The following is a 15,636-nucleotide window of genomic DNA, read 5'->3' on the forward strand; positions in this document are numbered from 1 at the left end:
CAAAGTTAATACTTCTTTAGCTTATCTAAAATTTCTACGAAATTATCTTCGTCAGGAAAAGGGGTATTAAAATTAAAAATCTTTCCTTCCGGATCTACGATGATAAATCTTGGAATAGACTGAATTTTATACTGATTCGTAAATTTTTCAGCATTGGTAAGCCAGAACTGCGGGTTGTTGGATTTTTTGGTTTTAAGGTAATTCACCCATTTGGATTTGTCATCATCAAGACTGATGGAAATAAACTGGATGTTATCAGCATATCTGTACTGGTGGCTTCTGGTTTCAAATACCGGACGGATCTGCTTGCATGGCCCGCACCATGTAGCCCAAAAGTCGATTACCACATACTTTCCTTTATACTTGGAAAGGTTCTGGGTTTTGCCTTTATCATTTTCCAGAACAAGATCAGGAAATACGGCTCCTTTCTGCGATCTGTTGATTTCATCAAGTTTTGAATAAAGCAACTGTTTATAATCCGGATTTTGTATTTTATTGATCTCAGCAGCAAAAAGCCTGTTTCTTGCCAGACTGTCAGACTGCAGCTCAATGTTCTTTGACAGGTGCTTTGATAAAAGCTGGTCTTTTGAAATGCCTGCGGGGAGACGGTCTATTTTCACAAAGAGAATACTGTCTGCATTGGAAACCTGATCGGCATCGGTGAGCATCATATCCAGTTTATACTGAAGATAATTATCATTTTTGCTTAAAAGCGGGCCCGGCTTCTGAATATTGCTGTTCAGCTCATCAAGGAAAGGTTTCGGAGGGGCAAACTTAGGATCGTTCCAGGAGGTCATTTTCCTGTAGTTATTGATTTCATTGAGATATTCAATAGCCATCAGCTGTTTTCTGTAGGTTTTATAATCATCCGAAAGGGCATTATTTTCAGGATCGGCAAACACATCCAGAATTCTTTTGTTCTCTTTCCAGTCAGATTCGGCCAGTTCATAAAACTTTTCAGGGTCATTATTATAGTTCTGCTTCTCCAGAGAGTAACCGAATTCATACCCGAAAGAGTTTTCTGTATTCTGATACTTCTGATCTGCTTTTCTGTTAGAATTAACATAAGATACCATTTTGGTACTGTTGAGCCTGATATCAAAATCAAACCAGTCTCCGCTTCCCATGAAAATATTCATTCTTTTATTTCCGATCTCCAGGATATATTCGTCTAATGGAAGTTCCTGTGAAGTTGTCCAATTGAAAACATTGTTCTTCACTGGCACGGCCACTATTTTTTTATGGAAATCTTTAGAATAGATACGTATGGAATCTATTTTCAGATCTGTCTGGAGCTTTCCCCTCATGACTACTCCTTTTTCTCCGCTTTGATAAGCTTTTGGTTTCTGGAAAGCATACAGAAACCCTCCAGTAATGGTCAGAAATACAGTTGAAACAATAATTTTCTTTTTATTTTTAAGAAAGGCATTTCTGAATCCTTTTCTGCTGTACCAAAAATAGCCTAGTGTAAGAAAGACAATCATCCAGAAAAGGCTCAGATATTCCGAATAGGAAATAAAACTGTTCAGTTCCCTTACTTCCACAGATTTTGAGAAGATATACAAAGAGCTGTAAGGATTAAAGAAAAAAGACTGTTTCTGTACCAGTGAAGCAATATTGGAAGCCAGTCCCAGACAGCCGATCAGAAATGACCAGATAAATCCCGGAAATATCACCGACACACAAAGCTGTAATGCTGCAACCCCTAAAATCGTTATAAATACCCTGATCATGGTTTTGATCATCCATATCCAGTCCAGATGCAATAGCTTGGCAGGGTTCGGATGGATATAATAATCCAGGGTTGACATGATAATGCTAAAGCCAAAATATGAGAGAATACAGATTAAACTCATCAGAACCAGCACGATATATTTTGCAAAATAAAGCTGGAATCTGCTCACCGGCTGGGTTTCCATCAGCTGCCAGCCGTTGTTTTTATGATCTGTCTGGGCTATTCTGTTGGCTGCAATGATCACAAATACAAGCAATATAAAAAAGGTAAAGGATTTAATGGCATCCCCGGTTATGGCATCTTCAAAAACAGAATACGGAAGTTCTCCTTCCACTACAAATTCAGACTCAAAAAATCCGGGAATGAACCCCAGTAAGGGAATCAGTCCTCCTAAGATGATGGCAATATAAGTAAGTCCCAGCCCTTTTGTTTTCAGCCATTCGATATTGATGGCAGTTATTAATTTCTTCATCTGTTATTAGTTTTTAGTTATTTCCATGAACCAGTCCTCAAGGCCTGCACTGTTTTTAATTTCAAAAATTTCGGCACCGTTCTGAACCAGCGTTCTGACAAGCGCAGCAATATGCTCTTTTGATCCGGCTGTTATTTCTATGGTACTTTCATCAATTTTCTGAGGGGAATACTTTTCCGGAATTTCACTGATGAACTTTGATGCGTTATTCAGTCCTATTCTGATATGATCATACCGGTAGAGTTCATTAAGATCCTGAATACTTCCTGTAAAGCGTATTTCACCATGTGAAATAATGGCAAGATGGGTGATCATTTTTTCAATCTCCTGAAGTAGGTGGCTTGAAATAAAAATGGTTACTCCTTCTTCTCTATTCAGTTTGATGAGAAGTTCCCGCATTTCCAGCATTCCGTTGGGGTCCAGTCCGTTTACCGGTTCATCAAGGATGAGAAGTTCAGGTTTTCCTAACAGGGTCATGGCGATGGAAAGTCTCTGTTTCATTCCCAGAGAATAGCGTTTCATTTTCATATTCCGGCTGTCCCAGAGGTCTACAAGACGGAGCACTCTTTCACATTCAGCTTCCGGCAGGTCTCTCAGTCTGGAGATCACAAGAAGGTTTTCCCATCCTGAGAGATGGTCATAAAAAGCCGCTGTATCAATCAGACTGCCTATTTTATTGAATCCTTCAGGATAAAGCTCTGATAATTTCTGATTAAAGATTGTGATTGCTGCGTTTTCATCAGGAATGCTTCCGATCAGCATTTTCATGGTGGTGGATTTACCGGCTCCGTTGGCTCCCAAAAAGCCAAAAATGCTTCCTTTCGGAACTGAAAGGTTGATATTTTTAAGCACCGGTTTCTGTTTAGAGAATTCAAAACTCAGATTTTGAATCTGTATTATGTTTTCCATGGGTGTAATTCGTTTGCAACAAAAATACAACTAAAACGGTATTATGCAATACAAAGTAGTATGTTTTTAAAAAAATCGCATTAAAAAAAGCCTCCAGAGTAGTTTTGGAAGCTTTAAATCTTGTATTAGAATAATTTTATTTAGGCTTATATCCTGATTCGTTGAATATTTTTGTAGCATCCAGCTTTAAAAAGTCAACCAGTTTGGTTTCCGGTTTCTGCTTAAAGTAAGCTTTACAGATCTGCCATCCGGTAAATATTCCGATTTGTGGGGAAGAAACATTATCAATTTCCGTATAAAACTTAGAAAATGGCCCCGGGGTTATAAAACGTTCAACCAATCTCGGATCATCTCCGAAGATCAGGTTTCCTTCCACGAAGTAATTCCAGATATTGGCTTCGTTGGCAACGGCCCACTCGTACTGTTTCTGGGTGTAATTCATTTTCAGATAATCAGGAGTATCGGGAAGGAAAGCATCCTGAAGCATCATTATTTTGCCGTTCAGTATTACCTGATCTATGAATTTCTGGTGATCCGGAGATTCTGTTACAATATTTTCAGCAAAGATCTGTGAAACTTTAGGAACGATATTCTGCAGATTCATCGATTTCTGGAAATACAGCTCCAATCCTTTATAATTGGCATTTCCATCTCCCATAAAGCCTGTAATATCAATGAACAGCTGATTTCCGTCTGCATCATAGATAATAGGATCCTGCGCCATCTGTAATGCGGAGGAAAACAAATATACCTTTGGATTTTTGAATTTCGGGAAATAGTATCTGATGTGAGAAAACAATCCCTGAAGTTCTTTCTGAAGCTTTGTCTGATCTATTTTTCCGGCAGCCTCTTTATAGATTTTTATTTCTTCTGCATCTGCCCTTCTCTTCTCAAAATCAGCATCGGAAACGGTCCCCTGAAACCATGGAAATCTGGTTTTAAACTGGTCCAGCGGAATTTTAGCATCATAAAATTCTTTGGAGATATCCGTGATCTCTACTTTCTCAGCAGTTTCTTTTATTTCTACTTTCCACAGCTTCTCGGGATCTTTCTTACAGGAATCCAATGCCAGAATTAAAATAGAAGAAAGCGCAATAAATCTGAAAATCTTCATTATTTTTACATGAAATTTAAGGACACAAAAATAAGGATTAAAAAGACAATTGGTGATGAATTTTAAAATATTTGCAACCTTCAGCCTGATTATTTCTGGATTTTCTTTTTATAACAGTCAAAAACTTCATTTTAAGAATCCCAATCTTGAAAAAGCAGTACTGGGAAATTTTGATCTGAACAAAAACGGATCACCGGAACAAGCGGAAGCCGATAAAGTGCCCCATCTGTTTCTGGTCCAGAATATCACGTCAACAGATGATCTGTCTTTTTTTAAGAACGCCAAAATGATTGTTCTGGACGAAAATCCAATTCCTGCTATTTCCATAAGCGGTCTGGAATCTCTGGAGCTGTTTTCATGCACAGGATGCAAACTATCTTCATTCAATAAAAAACTAACTTCATTATACCCTGACAATAACCTTCTGGAGAATATTTTGCTAAAAGAAGCTTCAAAAATTGATCAATTAACTTTATCTTTAAATCAATTAAAAACAATAGATATAACAATACCATGAAAATAGAAACCCAACGACTGATCTTAAGACCCCTGGAAGAGACTGACGCAGAACGGATGTTCCTGCTGGACTCCAACCCGGAAGTTATGAAATATATAGGTGTACCGGTACTTACGGAAATGAGCGAAACGGTAGATGTCATCAGGTTCATCAGAAACCAATACACTGAAAACGGCACCGGAAGACTGGCCGTGATTGAAAAAGAATCCGGATTACTGATTGGCTGGAGCGGCCTTAAATTGCTTACCGAACCTATTAACAGCTACTGCAATGTTCTGGATCTCGGCTATCGTTTTCTACCCGAAGCATGGGGAAAAGGTTATGCCGTAGAAGCTGCAAAAGCCTCTCTGGATATGGGATTTAATGAGATAAAGGCAGAAATTATCTATGCACACGCTCACTCAGGAAATGCAGCATCCAATCATATTCTGAGAAAATTAGGCTTTGAAAAAACAGGAGAATTCACAGAACCTGACGGGATCTGTAACTGGTATGAATTAAAACGTGAAAAATATATGTAAAATATGACGCTGAAGATAAGGCAGGAAGAGGAAAAAGACTATAAAAGAGTTTTTGAGCTTACAGAAGAAGCTTTCCGTGCTATGGAGCACAGCGACCACCGTGAACACTTTCTTGTTGAGCGATTAAGAAAATCAGAAGCTTTTATCCCGGAACTATCCCTGGTTGCTGAAAATGAAGACGGGGTAATTGCGGGACACATTTTACTGACCAGAATAAAAATAGAAAATAACCACGAATCTTTTGATTCACTGGCGCTGGCTCCTGTTTCGGTAAAACCTGAATTCCAGAACCAAGGCATCGGAGGACAGCTTATTCTTTCCGGACACCTTGCTGCCAGAGAATTGGGGTACCAATCTGTTATTCTCATCGGACATGAAGATTATTATCCTAAGTTTGGTTACGAAAAAACCAGTAATTTTGGAATTTCTTTTCCGTTTGACGTTCCTGAAGAAAATGGAATGGCCATAGAGCTGGTTAAAGACGGACTAAAAAATGTAACAGGTGTAGTAAAATACCCTAAGGAATTTGGAATAGACTAAAAAATAATACATAGAATGCAGACACAAAAAGTAATAGAGCATATTGTAAACTGGCTGAAAGATTATGCCGTAAAAGCAAAAGTAAACGGATATGTAATAGGTGTTTCCGGTGGTGTTGATTCCGGAGTAGTATCTACACTGGCAGCTATGACAGGATTGAAAACCCTTCTGATTGAAATGCCGATACGTCAGAAAACGGATCAGATAGACCGTGCATGGGAACATATGAACGACCTTAAATCAAGATTTCCGAATGTAGAAGCTATGTCTGTAAATCTTACGCCTGCTTTTGAAGAGCTTTATAAAACCTTCGATGTAAAGGATGACCTGTATCCTAATGAAAAGCTTGCTTTCGCCAATACAAGATCCCGGCTGAGAATGCTTACTCTGTACTATTATGGGCAGCTGAACGGGCTTCTGGTATGCGGAACAGGAAATAAAGTGGAAGATTTCGGAATCGGGTTTTATACTAAATATGGCGACGGCGGTGTAGATGTATCTCCTATTGCTGATCTTTATAAAACAGAAGTCTATGCATTGGCCAAAGCCCTTAATCTGGTTAAAAACATTCAGGAAGCGATTCCTACGGACGGACTTTGGGATGTAGACCGAACTGATGAACAGCAGATTGGTGCTACTTATCCTGAACTGGAAAAGATCCAGAAAGAGTATGGAACGAAAACTGCTGACGATTATGAAGGACGCGACAAGGAAGTGTTTTTAATCTTCGACAGGATGCATAAGGCGGCAAGACATAAAATTGATCCCATTCCGGTGTGTGACATCCCGGAGGAATGGAGAAACAGTTAATTTATTACCCATATATTGTTGCATTACCATATTATGAACAGTAAAATAAGAGCGGTATTATTCATGTGTCTCGGGCTTCTTTTCGGAATGTCTGTAATGTATATTTATAAGAACTTCATAGAAGACAGGAAAGAAAATAAAACTGAAACGGTAAACTACGGAAGTGCAGCAGAAGACCAGTATAATGCAGGAAATTCAACGGCACAGCTTTCCATTGACCAGCTTACAGAAGCGAAAACAGTCATCAGCTATGTGAAACAAAATCACAGGCTGCCGGAGTATTATATTACTAAAAATGAAGCCCGACAGCAGGGCTGGAATCCATCCAAAGGAAATCTCTGTGATGTGCTTCCCGGAAAAGCCATTGGTGGTGACACATTCGGCAACCGTGAAAGAAAACTGCCGGAAGGTGAAAAATATTACGAAGCAGATGTGAATTATCGCTGTGGAAACCGGAATGCAGACAGGATTATCTTTACAAAAAACGGTGATGTTTATCTTACCAAAAACCATTATAAAAGTTTTGAGAAGCAGTAAGATTTACGGCTTGCCTCTATGGTTATTCCTGACAGTTTCATGTTCGGAAAAAACACCTCTGTCCAAAACAGATGAACAGCCCATGACTATTCTGATACAGCCCTTCAGAGACATAAGCCCACAGGAAACAGCTATTGCTACGGAAGGAATCAGAAAGGTTTATCCTAATATCAAGGTTCTGGATCCCATCGATTTTCCTGAAAATGCTTATTATAAAGAAAGGAACCGCTACAGAGCCGATTCTGCCATTAAATTTCTAAACACCCGGACAAAGGAAGGGTTTGTAACAATTGGCCTGACAACTAAAGACATCAGTGTTACCAAAGGAAAAATAAAGGATTACGGCATTATGGGACTTGGCTACAGACCGGGAAAGGCCTGTATTGCCTCAAAATTCAGGCTGAATAAAAAGAATGCAGACGAACAGTTCTTTAAAATAGCCATTCACGAACTCGGTCACACCCAGGGACTGAAGCACTGCCCTGAAAAAAGCTGCTTCATGAGAGATGCAGAAGGAGGAAATCCCACTGATGAGGAAACGGATTTCTGCTCTTCGTGCAAAACTTTTTTAATCCATAAAAACTGGAAATTCAATTCAATATGAAGACAATATATATAGATTTTACAGACATCGGAGATTACGAGGATTTTTATGCCCAACTCAAAGAAAAGATTACACTTCCGGAATATTTCGGAGATAATCTTGATGCCTTGTCTGACGTTATTACCGGAGATCTGGAAATGCCGCTCCACATCGAATTTGTGAATATGACTGTAGATCAGCTTGAGATCTTTGAAGACCTTCTTACTACTCTGGAAGATGCCGAGGATGAAGTGGAAGATTTCAGTTTCAGCTATTATCTGGAGCAATATGAAGATGATGAGGCAGAGGATGAAGAATAAACCGGAATTTAAATAGAAAAAATTGAAGTATCAGTCAGTATTTTACAAAATCGTACAGGTAAAAGCTTACTGACATTTTTCTTTTTTAATATTGATAAGATTTAGGTTTTGAGAGAGCCAATGGAATGTTTTTTTTATTACTTTAGTCCGTATAAGTAATAAAAATCGTCCATTTTTAAAAGCTTATGTGAACTTCTGTACGCAAAGTTCTGCACTTAAAAATTACTAAAGTGTGATAAACCTTTGTGCCTGTTTCGATTTTAAAAAATTACCACAGATTTCTCTGATTACACAGATATTTGCAGCTATTTTTAATCATTCAGATTAAGCATATTTTTATTTGTCTCATCAATTGAAAGAGGCTGCCTCACTTTTGAAACAGCCTCTTTTATTTATATTTACTTACCAATAACTTCCGTAATCGGGTTTCCTACGTTTCCGCTTGGAAACTGGATCTTCAGTAAGGAAGAAACCGTAGGAGCGATATCCGTCATGTTATATGCCTTGTTGCTTTCTCCATGCTGGATTCCCCATCCCATAAAAATCAGCGGAATATGGGAATCATAAGAGTTCCATACACTGTGTGTAGTTCCTGTTTTAGAATACGGAGGCAGCATAGAATCACGGGAGATCAGCTGAATATCCCCGCTTCTCTGCCTGTTGATTCCATTGATGATTCTCTGTTTGATAGGCTCCGGAATGCTTGATTCCTGAACTTCCTCTACAGAAACGGCATATAAAACGCCAGGGTCTTTCTGTATTTCTTTGATGGCAAAATCTCTTACATCATCCAGCTCCAGCTTGTTATCATTCAGCAGCTTTCTATCGAAATAAACCTGATAGTTATCTACAGCATTGATCAGCTTATCTACTCCGAATTTATCTTTCAGCTTTTGGTTGATGTCTTTTTCCATTCCTTCCCCGAAGAAACCTGTCGGGATTTTATGCTCTTTCAGGAATCCTACTGAATGAGCACCACCATGGTCTGCAGAAAGGAAAACGGTATATTCGCCCTTGCCTACTTTTGAATCCAGGTAACTGAAGAACTGTGCCAGATCCTGATCTAGTCTTAAATAAACATCTTCAACTTCAATAGAATTAGGTCCGAACTTGTGACCCGCATAATCCGTAGAAGCGAGGTTAACCGTCAGGAAATCCGTGATATTATCAGCACCCAGCTTTTCTCCTTCTATAGAGGCTTCAGCCATCTTCAGGGTTAGTGTATTTCCGAAGGGTGTATAACGGATATTATCCTTTTTGGCTTCATAATCTTTAGCCAGATTGGTATATGGGAAAACAGGCGTTTTTGAGCTTCCCAACAGACCTTCCCATGAAGAATTATCTGGTGAGCTTTCTGTATACTGATTAATAGGAAGCAGCGTATTCCAGCCATTTGCCACTAATTTTGCAGGTAAATTCTGTGCATTGAAAGACTTCAGCCATTGAGGCAGGTCATCCATATACCATGTACTGGTAATAAAGTTTCCGGTACTGTCATCAAACCAGAAAGCTCCGTTCGGAGTGTGGCCTGCTGGCAGAATAGAAGCACGGTCTTTCAGGGAAACCCCGACTACTTTTCCCTGGAAATTGGTTGCCAGTCTCAGCTCATCGGTTACGGTTGTAGACCAAAGGTTTTTCGGAGAATGGCTTCCTGTTTTTATATTGGTTGTACCTACCGGTTTAACGCTTTCATCCGCAGTACAATAAACTCCTTTTCCGGTTTCCTTATCTGTCCAGTCATTTCCTGCAATACCATGGATGGCCGGAACAGAACCGGTAAAAATACAGGTATGCCCCAGAGCAGTAACCGTAGGAACATAGCTGATATGAACATTATTTAACGAATATCCTGTATTCAAAAGCCTTTTAAAGCCATCATTTCCGTATTTGCTGTAATAGCGGTAAAGATAATCCCATCGCATCTGGTCTACAACCATTCCTACTACTAATTTGGGTCTTGGTACCTGAGAATTCTTCTTCTGGGCATTGATTGTAATTACGGACAAAAAAGTAACTGCCGCAATTGAAATTTTCCTAAACATCCGGTAAAATTTTTATTGAGCACAAATTTACGGGTTTTGAAAGTTTTGAAGTATGAAATTTTATTTAAATTTGGCCTCATCACCTAATTAAATACTTTGGAAAGGATTATTCATATAATATCCGCATCTAATAAGATTAAAAATTATACCTCTATATGATCCAATTTAAATACGTTATTTTATATGTTGAAGACGTTGAAAAATCCATGAATTTCTACAAAGACACCTTTGATACGGAAATCAAATTTATCACCCCCGAAAAAGATTACGGAGAACTACTCACCGGAAATACCACTCTTTCATTTGCTTCTGTTACCCTGGCCGGGTCTAATATCAGGCAGGGATTTTTAGCGTCCAAAACTTCAGAAAAACCTTTCGGAATTGAGTTAGGATTTGTAACTGATGATGTTGCATCCCTCATAAAAAAAGCTGTAGATAATGGTGCCATTCTTTATGAAGACATTACCGTAAAACCCTGGGGGCAGAAAACCGCGTATATTAAAGATCCTGATAACTATCTGGTGGAAATCTGCACAGAAATTCAATAGCCGTTTATGGAAATAAAAAGACTGGAACAACTGACTGACAATCCGACTTTAGATTGGGGACATAACGGTTATGCCACAGATAAGATTCTTTCCGTTTCTTTTATTGAATATGCAGGCGCCTTTGAATTTATTTTAAAAGAAAAACCAATATGCTATACCAAAACCTGGGAAACCGGTTCTGATGATATAGAAGACCTCAATGAAATTATTAAAAAGGGATATTCTTTTGGTGCTTATATAGACGGTAAACTCATAGGATGGATTATTGGCGAACACAGAACCTGGAACAACAGCTTTTATATTGAAAACATTCTGATCAGTGAAAACTACAGAAGGTCCGGTGCCGGTGCCCTGCTGATTAAAAACATTGTTAAGGAAGCCAGAAATCTTAACTGCAGGGTCATAGAGCTTGAAACCCAAAATACCAATTATGCTGCCATACAGTTTTACAGAAGGTTAGGATTCAGCATTACAGGACTGAATACCAGACTGTATGAAAATACGGATGAAACCGCTATTTTTATGACTCTGGATTTATAATAACAGCATCATCCGGTAACTGAAAAGAAACAGAAATGCCCTCAGGATATTCTTTAAATTTCAACAGATTTTTAAATCCCACACTAGTGTATTAAATATTATTTGTATATTAGTAATCAGCAAACTAAAAATATCAATGACTATGAAAAATCGAAAAAAATTAACGAGAAAACAGCTGGAATTTATTAAAGGGGGTGATAATCCGTATGCACTTTGCGATATGAACGGCGAATGCCCGCCAACAGCAGGATCCTATTATTGCAGTGATGGTGTCTGCTACAGCTTTAATCCGGGCAGTAACCCGGGTGGAGGTGGCGGCGGAGGCGGCTGCAGTGAGCCTCAGCGTCTTTGCATGTCCTGGGAAACCGGATGCGGATGCATATATTAAGAGATATAATATTGTTAGATAAATTTTAAGAGTGGTTTTTACCGCTCTTTTTTGTTTACCATCAATAAAAAATGCATCTTTGGTAAAATAAAACTAGTTTCATGAAACTTACTTACTTTCATATAGCTGTACATAAAATAGCTTTTAACTTTAGAGGTTTACACGGTAATCATTATATTTTTTATTAACAGCATGAGATATTTAGAAAAGGTTCAGAGCCTACTCCCTCTTGGTTACTTATACCTGATTGTTCTGGGACTTTTAAAGGAAAGCGTAATGTTTTACCAACTGGATATTAATATTCTGAAATATTCCTCACTCACAGATATTCTGATCAGCCCTGTAGCTGATATGGTGACCAATCCTATCCTGATTGTGATGATCCTTCTGATGATTCTTCTTTTCTTTGGCTTTCAGGTTCTTCTGATTAAAAACAGCCACAAAAACTGGGTCCAGAAATTATTGAAAGGTTACAGGATCAATGTAGATCCTGAGAAAAAAGAGCTCAGAAAAGCTATGATCCCTGCATTTGTATTACTTGTAGCTCTGGAACTGCTTTCATTGTTTGTAGGTCTGGGAATTGGCGGCGGAAACCGTATCAAAAAAAGGCTGGACACACAGAATTTGCGCTATAATTATAAATTAACCACCGGTTCGGATGCTTCTGCTGAAATTTATATGATTGATATTAACAGCAGCTATTATTTTTACGTTAAGAAAGGCGAAAAACAAATCAGGATAGCACCGGTTAGCACTATCAATAATCTGGAAATCATTAAGAAAAAATAGTATGAAAAATAAACATTTTACTGAATATACAGATGAAGAACTTATGAGTAATGAAAAGAAAATCAAGGTTCTTACCATTATGCTGGCCTCCTCCATGATGGTGTTATTCTTCACCTTTATTGTACTGGTCATTAAAAAAGGCTTTAATCCAATCATGATCATCCCGATAGGTATACTTCCTCTGTTGGTCATCAATATCATGAATCTGAAAAAATTAAAAAAAGAGAAGGAAAAAAGAGGACTTCATTAGCAGATATCTGAAATTAATTATTCCCGGAACATTCAGAAGGTAAAAAAACTGAACTTCATGATAAAATGAAGGAACTCAAAAACAAAGAGGTCCCGTTTTCAGGTTGGGTTTATTATGCAGCATAACCAGCAGCTTACGCTCTCAGAAGCAAGGAAACGAACTCCGGCACCGGGTATATGAAATGAAAAATAGGAAATTCAGGGCTATCACAATCTGATGATAATTGAATTTCATAGTGAAGATTAACCTATAAGCAATACGAAAATATGGACATACGGATTCAGGAAATCAAAGACAAAATAGAAATACCGGCCACAGAATTCATCACCGGAGGATTCAGACCAGAAAATACAATAGAAGAGTCCTGGATAGGGCGCGTTACCGCTTATGCAGAACACGAAGAAATTCCTCTGGACCAAAACGGGGATCAGATGATGCCTCTGCTTCAGCTATATCTTCCCAACCAGCCTTTCGTTCCCGAACTTCTTAAAAAAACGAAACTGCTTACTGTTTTTATCACTTATCGCTTTCCTAAGCCGCTTGAAAAAATGGGACCTAACTGGGTTATCCGGGAATATGAAAATTTAGACGACTTTGTGATTAAAGACCTCAACAATCCGGAATCTTACCTGAAACCTTTTCCACTTCGTTCCCAACTGGTTTCCAAAGATGCTCCTTTATGGGATGGAGGGGGTCTGGAAGATCTTCCCGGCGATATACAACGGCAAATTATCAATCTTGAAAAGGAAAGAGTCATTGGAAGCTATTTTGATATTATCCAGCACTGCTACAGTACAAAACTGGGCGGCTATCCTTCTTTCTGCCAGCCCGGCATAGGAATTAAAGACGGCTTCGGAAAGGGATTTGAGTATGTTTTCCAGATTTCTTCAGACGGAAAGGCAGGCCTTAATGTTATTGACAGCGGAAGCTTAATGTTTGCGAAGAACAGTAAAACCGGTGAATGGAGTATGTATTATGATTTTTACTGATCCTCTTCTATTTAAATCTGCTATTTTAGCTTCACAATCTTCAGCATTTAAGTAATAAATCGTTATTCCGGATTGTTATTATTCTATGAGAACCGTTTATTTGCTTTTCCTTATGGTGATATCTGTTACTATTCCGGCCCAGAACAGTAGTCCTGAAGCTTTTTTCAAAACTTCAGATCATATCAGGATCAAATATAAGATCTCCGGAAAAGGAGAAGCCTGCATCTATATTCCGGGAGGCCCGGGACAGGGCTACCCCTCTTTTGAACTTCTGGGCGGAAACAGTCTTGAAAAACATATGAAAATGGTCTATATGGATCAGCGAGGCTCCGGAGGATCTGATCCGTCCGGAAATTATCATCTGGATACTATGGTACAGGATATTGAAGAGCTCAGACAGCATCTGAAACTTGATAAAATCTTCCTTCTTGCCCATTCTTTCGGAGGAATTATCGCGGTTAATTATGCTAAAAAATATCCACAGCACATCAAAGGTCTGATTCTGGCCAATATTACCCTCCATTTCCTTAATGATGAATCTTTAAAAGAGCAGATTGAATATGGAAACAGCCTTCTTGGTTTACAGAATAAAACCATACCTAAAGACAGTCTTTCCTCTGAGCTTTCAAAAATAAGCAGCCAGATGAGAAAAAAAAGAATCGGATATAAATTCCTCACCAATGATATCAAAACCATCAGACAGACGGATAAAATAGATTCTCTCCATCCCAGAATCATTGATTTTGGCATGGCTGTCATCTCAAAACCCAAAGAATTTCCGGAGTATTATGCAGATTATACAAGTCTTACCAAAGAGATTGCTGTTCCTGTACTTGTCATCACCGGAAGAAATGATAAAGCTGTAGGAACACGGCATTATAAAACATTTCATTTCCCTGATCAGAAAACGGTTTCTATAGACGGTGGCCATCTTTTGTATTATGAGAAAAACAGAGAGTTTACCCAAGCAGTCCGGAATTTTATCAATCGACAGAAATAAATCTCTTTTCGCCCTTTTTCATAAATTTACATTAAAAATGATCCGGATCTCTCCTGATTTTTAACTTTAATCTGAGAAATTATTCCGTATTTAAAAATAAAAGTATGACGAAATTTATCTGGAAAGGAATACTTTATCAATCCCTGGAATGTTTTACTCTGCGGGAAGACACCGGGAATTATATCATTTCATCCAAAATCATCGGCAGTTACCTGGATAAAATTTACACTGCCGAATATACCATAAACACTGACAGAAACTGGAATGTTCTGGAATTTCTCATCCAATCTGAGGTAAATTCCGCTAAAAATACATTATCCGGGAAGAAACGGGGAAATAAATGGAAAATCAATCAGACTGAGCGCCCGGAATTTGAAGGCATCCAATATATAGATATTTCACTGACGCCTTTCACGAATACCCTTCCCATTAACACCTTGAAATTACAGGAAAATAAGTCACAGGAAATTCAGGTGATTTATATTGATGTTCTGAACAGTGCATTAAGGCCAGCCAGCCAACGATACACAAGAACAGCAAAGGAAAAATATCTTTACGAAAATATTCCTAAAAACTTTGAAGCAGAAATAACAGTTGATGAATCAGGGTTGGTACTTGATTATCCACAGCTTTTTGAGAGGGTGAAAACGCTTTAATTCTTATGTATGAAACATATTTTTTAAGATTTCGGCGCGGCCTGCGGCCGCGCCGAAATCTTCTTAGCCATTCTCCATAAAAACCACTATGAATTTCCGAATGATTAGTGATCGATATGATGGCTTTTCTAATTTTAATTGTTTTAAAGATCTCTAAAAAAGCCTTTTAATTAAAGATTTCAGATATTTTTTCATCTGTTTTGTACTCCTTAATAAAGTTTTCTAAACTATTCTTTAGAATTTCTAAGGTCAAATAATCATTAGAAGAGGATTGAAACCGAATAATGGCAACCCAATCCGGATAATTAGTTGTTTCGTTATAAATCAATTTATCAAAACTTCTACTAATTAAGTACTTATTAAATTCTATTTTAAA

General features: G+C 38.2%; 20 protein-coding genes. 15 read left to right on the forward strand and 5 right to left on the reverse strand.

What is annotated here, in order from left to right; translation table 11 throughout:
- Positions 1 to 5: 5 nt before the first annotated feature.
- The 3 genes from AOB46_RS04030 to AOB46_RS04040 all read right to left on the reverse strand — a co-directional run bounded on the left by AOB46_RS04030 (position 6) and on the right by AOB46_RS04040 (position 4,230).
- A complete protein-coding gene (locus AOB46_RS04030) occupies positions 6 to 2,207 on the reverse strand; it encodes a thioredoxin-like domain-containing protein (RefSeq protein WP_062696738.1) in 2,202 nt (733 codons plus the stop codon).
- A gap of 6 nt (positions 2,208 to 2,213) precedes the next feature.
- Positions 2,214 to 3,116, reverse strand: a complete 903-nt coding sequence (locus AOB46_RS04035; RefSeq protein ID WP_062696739.1) for an ABC transporter ATP-binding protein — start codon at positions 3,114 to 3,116, stop codon at positions 2,214 to 2,216.
- Positions 3,117 to 3,252: 136 nt separating this feature from the next.
- Positions 3,253 to 4,230 (reverse strand): gliding motility protein GldB, encoded by a 978-nt coding sequence (locus AOB46_RS04040; protein ID WP_082377007.1) that lies wholly within the window; start codon positions 4,228 to 4,230, stop codon positions 3,253 to 3,255.
- Positions 4,231 to 4,285: 55 nt separating this feature from the next.
- On the opposite strand from AOB46_RS04040, the gene AOB46_RS04045 reads away from it, so the two are divergent.
- The 7 genes from AOB46_RS04045 to AOB46_RS04075 all read left to right on the forward strand — a co-directional run bounded on the left by AOB46_RS04045 (position 4,286) and on the right by AOB46_RS04075 (position 8,058).
- Positions 4,286 to 4,747 (forward strand): hypothetical protein, encoded by a 462-nt coding sequence (locus AOB46_RS04045; protein WP_062696740.1) that lies wholly within the window; start codon positions 4,286 to 4,288, stop codon positions 4,745 to 4,747.
- Complete coding sequence (locus AOB46_RS04050) at positions 4,744 to 5,268, forward strand: GNAT family N-acetyltransferase (RefSeq protein WP_062696741.1); 525 nt, start codon at positions 4,744 to 4,746, stop codon at positions 5,266 to 5,268. The genes AOB46_RS04045 and AOB46_RS04050 overlap by 4 nt, the downstream gene beginning before the upstream one ends.
- A 3-nt stretch (positions 5,269 to 5,271) precedes the next feature.
- On the forward strand, positions 5,272 to 5,808 hold the full coding sequence (locus tag AOB46_RS04055) for a GNAT family N-acetyltransferase (protein WP_062696742.1): 537 nt from the start codon (positions 5,272 to 5,274) through the stop codon (positions 5,806 to 5,808).
- 15 nt (positions 5,809 to 5,823) lie between these two features.
- Complete coding sequence (gene nadE / locus AOB46_RS04060; protein ID WP_062696743.1) at positions 5,824 to 6,618, forward strand: NAD(+) synthase; 795 nt, start codon at positions 5,824 to 5,826, stop codon at positions 6,616 to 6,618.
- A 33-nt stretch (positions 6,619 to 6,651) separates the two neighbouring features.
- On the forward strand, positions 6,652 to 7,155 hold the full coding sequence (locus AOB46_RS04065) for a ribonuclease domain-containing protein (RefSeq protein ID WP_062696744.1): 504 nt from the start codon (positions 6,652 to 6,654) through the stop codon (positions 7,153 to 7,155).
- A gap of 82 nt (positions 7,156 to 7,237) precedes the next feature.
- Positions 7,238 to 7,759, forward strand: a complete 522-nt coding sequence (locus tag AOB46_RS04070) for a matrixin family metalloprotease (RefSeq protein ID WP_117590554.1) — start codon at positions 7,238 to 7,240, stop codon at positions 7,757 to 7,759.
- On the forward strand, positions 7,756 to 8,058 hold the full coding sequence (locus AOB46_RS04075) for a barstar family protein (RefSeq protein WP_062696746.1): 303 nt from the start codon (positions 7,756 to 7,758) through the stop codon (positions 8,056 to 8,058). The genes AOB46_RS04070 and AOB46_RS04075 overlap by 4 nt, the downstream gene beginning before the upstream one ends.
- 398 nt (positions 8,059 to 8,456) lie before the next feature.
- Here the strand turns inward: AOB46_RS04075 and pafA are convergent, their stop codons facing one another.
- The gene (gene pafA, locus AOB46_RS04080; protein WP_062696747.1) at positions 8,457 to 10,100 is read right to left on the reverse strand and encodes an alkaline phosphatase PafA; all 1,644 of its coding nucleotides are present in this window, start codon (positions 10,098 to 10,100) and stop codon (positions 8,457 to 8,459) included.
- 155 nt (positions 10,101 to 10,255) lie between these two features.
- On the opposite strand from pafA, the gene AOB46_RS04085 reads away from it, so the two are divergent.
- From AOB46_RS04085 to AOB46_RS04120, 8 genes are all read left to right on the forward strand, one after another.
- Positions 10,256 to 10,648, forward strand: coding sequence for a VOC family protein (locus AOB46_RS04085; RefSeq protein ID WP_062696748.1), 393 nt, complete (start codon positions 10,256 to 10,258; stop codon positions 10,646 to 10,648).
- A gap of 6 nt (positions 10,649 to 10,654) precedes the next feature.
- Positions 10,655 to 11,188 (forward strand): GNAT family N-acetyltransferase, encoded by a 534-nt coding sequence (locus AOB46_RS04090; RefSeq protein WP_062696749.1) that lies wholly within the window; start codon positions 10,655 to 10,657, stop codon positions 11,186 to 11,188.
- Between the two features lie 142 nt (positions 11,189 to 11,330).
- Entirely contained in the window at positions 11,331 to 11,576 is a 246-nt protein-coding gene (locus AOB46_RS04095; RefSeq protein ID WP_062696807.1) for a hypothetical protein, read from the forward strand.
- A 192-nt stretch (positions 11,577 to 11,768) separates the two neighbouring features.
- Positions 11,769 to 12,365 carry a hypothetical protein gene (locus AOB46_RS04100; protein WP_062696750.1) on the forward strand — a complete coding sequence of 199 codons (597 nt, stop codon included), beginning with the start codon at positions 11,769 to 11,771 and terminating at the stop codon, positions 12,363 to 12,365.
- A 1-nt stretch (position 12,366) separates the two neighbouring features.
- Positions 12,367 to 12,615 (forward strand): hypothetical protein, encoded by a 249-nt coding sequence (locus AOB46_RS04105; RefSeq protein WP_062696751.1) that lies wholly within the window; start codon positions 12,367 to 12,369, stop codon positions 12,613 to 12,615.
- 266 nt (positions 12,616 to 12,881) lie between these two features.
- Positions 12,882 to 13,604, forward strand: coding sequence for a hypothetical protein (locus AOB46_RS04110; protein ID WP_062696752.1), 723 nt, complete (start codon positions 12,882 to 12,884; stop codon positions 13,602 to 13,604).
- An 85-nt stretch (positions 13,605 to 13,689) separates the two neighbouring features.
- Complete coding sequence (locus AOB46_RS04115; protein WP_062696753.1) at positions 13,690 to 14,604, forward strand: alpha/beta fold hydrolase; 915 nt, start codon at positions 13,690 to 13,692, stop codon at positions 14,602 to 14,604.
- A 104-nt stretch (positions 14,605 to 14,708) separates the two neighbouring features.
- The gene (locus AOB46_RS04120) at positions 14,709 to 15,260 is read left to right on the forward strand and encodes a putative glycolipid-binding domain-containing protein (RefSeq protein WP_062696754.1); all 552 of its coding nucleotides are present in this window, start codon (positions 14,709 to 14,711) and stop codon (positions 15,258 to 15,260) included.
- 166 nt (positions 15,261 to 15,426) lie between these two features.
- Here the strand turns inward: AOB46_RS04120 and AOB46_RS23690 are convergent.
- Positions 15,427 to 15,636, reverse strand: a 210-nt coding sequence (locus tag AOB46_RS23690; protein WP_206542253.1) for a hypothetical protein, incomplete at its 5' end; no start/stop codon positions are given.

This window comes from Chryseobacterium indologenes (assembly GCF_001295265.1).
Lineage (GTDB): Bacteria > Bacteroidota > Bacteroidia > Flavobacteriales > Weeksellaceae > Chryseobacterium > Chryseobacterium indologenes_A.

Coding starts and splice junctions, on each gene's coding strand:
- AOB46_RS04030 (WP_062696738.1), bottom strand. CDS start 2,207: ATGAAGAAATTAATAACTGCCATCAATATCGAATGGCTGAAAACAAAA.
- AOB46_RS04035 (WP_062696739.1), bottom strand. CDS start 3,116: ATGGAAAACATAATACAGATTCAAAATCTGAGTTTTGAATTCTCTAAA.
- AOB46_RS04040 (WP_082377007.1), bottom strand. CDS start 4,230: ATGAAGATTTTCAGATTTATTGCGCTTTCTTCTATTTTAATTCTGGCA.
- AOB46_RS04045 (WP_062696740.1), top strand. CDS start 4,286: ATGAATTTTAAAATATTTGCAACCTTCAGCCTGATTATTTCTGGATTT.
- AOB46_RS04050 (WP_062696741.1), top strand. CDS start 4,744: ATGAAAATAGAAACCCAACGACTGATCTTAAGACCCCTGGAAGAGACT.
- AOB46_RS04055 (WP_062696742.1), top strand. CDS start 5,272: ATGACGCTGAAGATAAGGCAGGAAGAGGAAAAAGACTATAAAAGAGTT.
- nadE (WP_062696743.1), top strand. CDS start 5,824: ATGCAGACACAAAAAGTAATAGAGCATATTGTAAACTGGCTGAAAGAT.
- AOB46_RS04065 (WP_062696744.1), top strand. CDS start 6,652: ATGAACAGTAAAATAAGAGCGGTATTATTCATGTGTCTCGGGCTTCTT.
- AOB46_RS04070 (WP_117590554.1), top strand. CDS start 7,238: ATGACTATTCTGATACAGCCCTTCAGAGACATAAGCCCACAGGAAACA.
- AOB46_RS04075 (WP_062696746.1), top strand. CDS start 7,756: ATGAAGACAATATATATAGATTTTACAGACATCGGAGATTACGAGGAT.
- pafA (WP_062696747.1), bottom strand. CDS start 10,100: ATGTTTAGGAAAATTTCAATTGCGGCAGTTACTTTTTTGTCCGTAATT.
- AOB46_RS04085 (WP_062696748.1), top strand. CDS start 10,256: ATGATCCAATTTAAATACGTTATTTTATATGTTGAAGACGTTGAAAAA.
- AOB46_RS04090 (WP_062696749.1), top strand. CDS start 10,655: ATGGAAATAAAAAGACTGGAACAACTGACTGACAATCCGACTTTAGAT.
- AOB46_RS04095 (WP_062696807.1), top strand. CDS start 11,331: ATGAAAAATCGAAAAAAATTAACGAGAAAACAGCTGGAATTTATTAAA.
- AOB46_RS04100 (WP_062696750.1), top strand. CDS start 11,769: ATGAGATATTTAGAAAAGGTTCAGAGCCTACTCCCTCTTGGTTACTTA.
- AOB46_RS04105 (WP_062696751.1), top strand. CDS start 12,367: ATGAAAAATAAACATTTTACTGAATATACAGATGAAGAACTTATGAGT.
- AOB46_RS04110 (WP_062696752.1), top strand. CDS start 12,882: ATGGACATACGGATTCAGGAAATCAAAGACAAAATAGAAATACCGGCC.
- AOB46_RS04115 (WP_062696753.1), top strand. CDS start 13,690: ATGAGAACCGTTTATTTGCTTTTCCTTATGGTGATATCTGTTACTATT.
- AOB46_RS04120 (WP_062696754.1), top strand. CDS start 14,709: ATGACGAAATTTATCTGGAAAGGAATACTTTATCAATCCCTGGAATGT.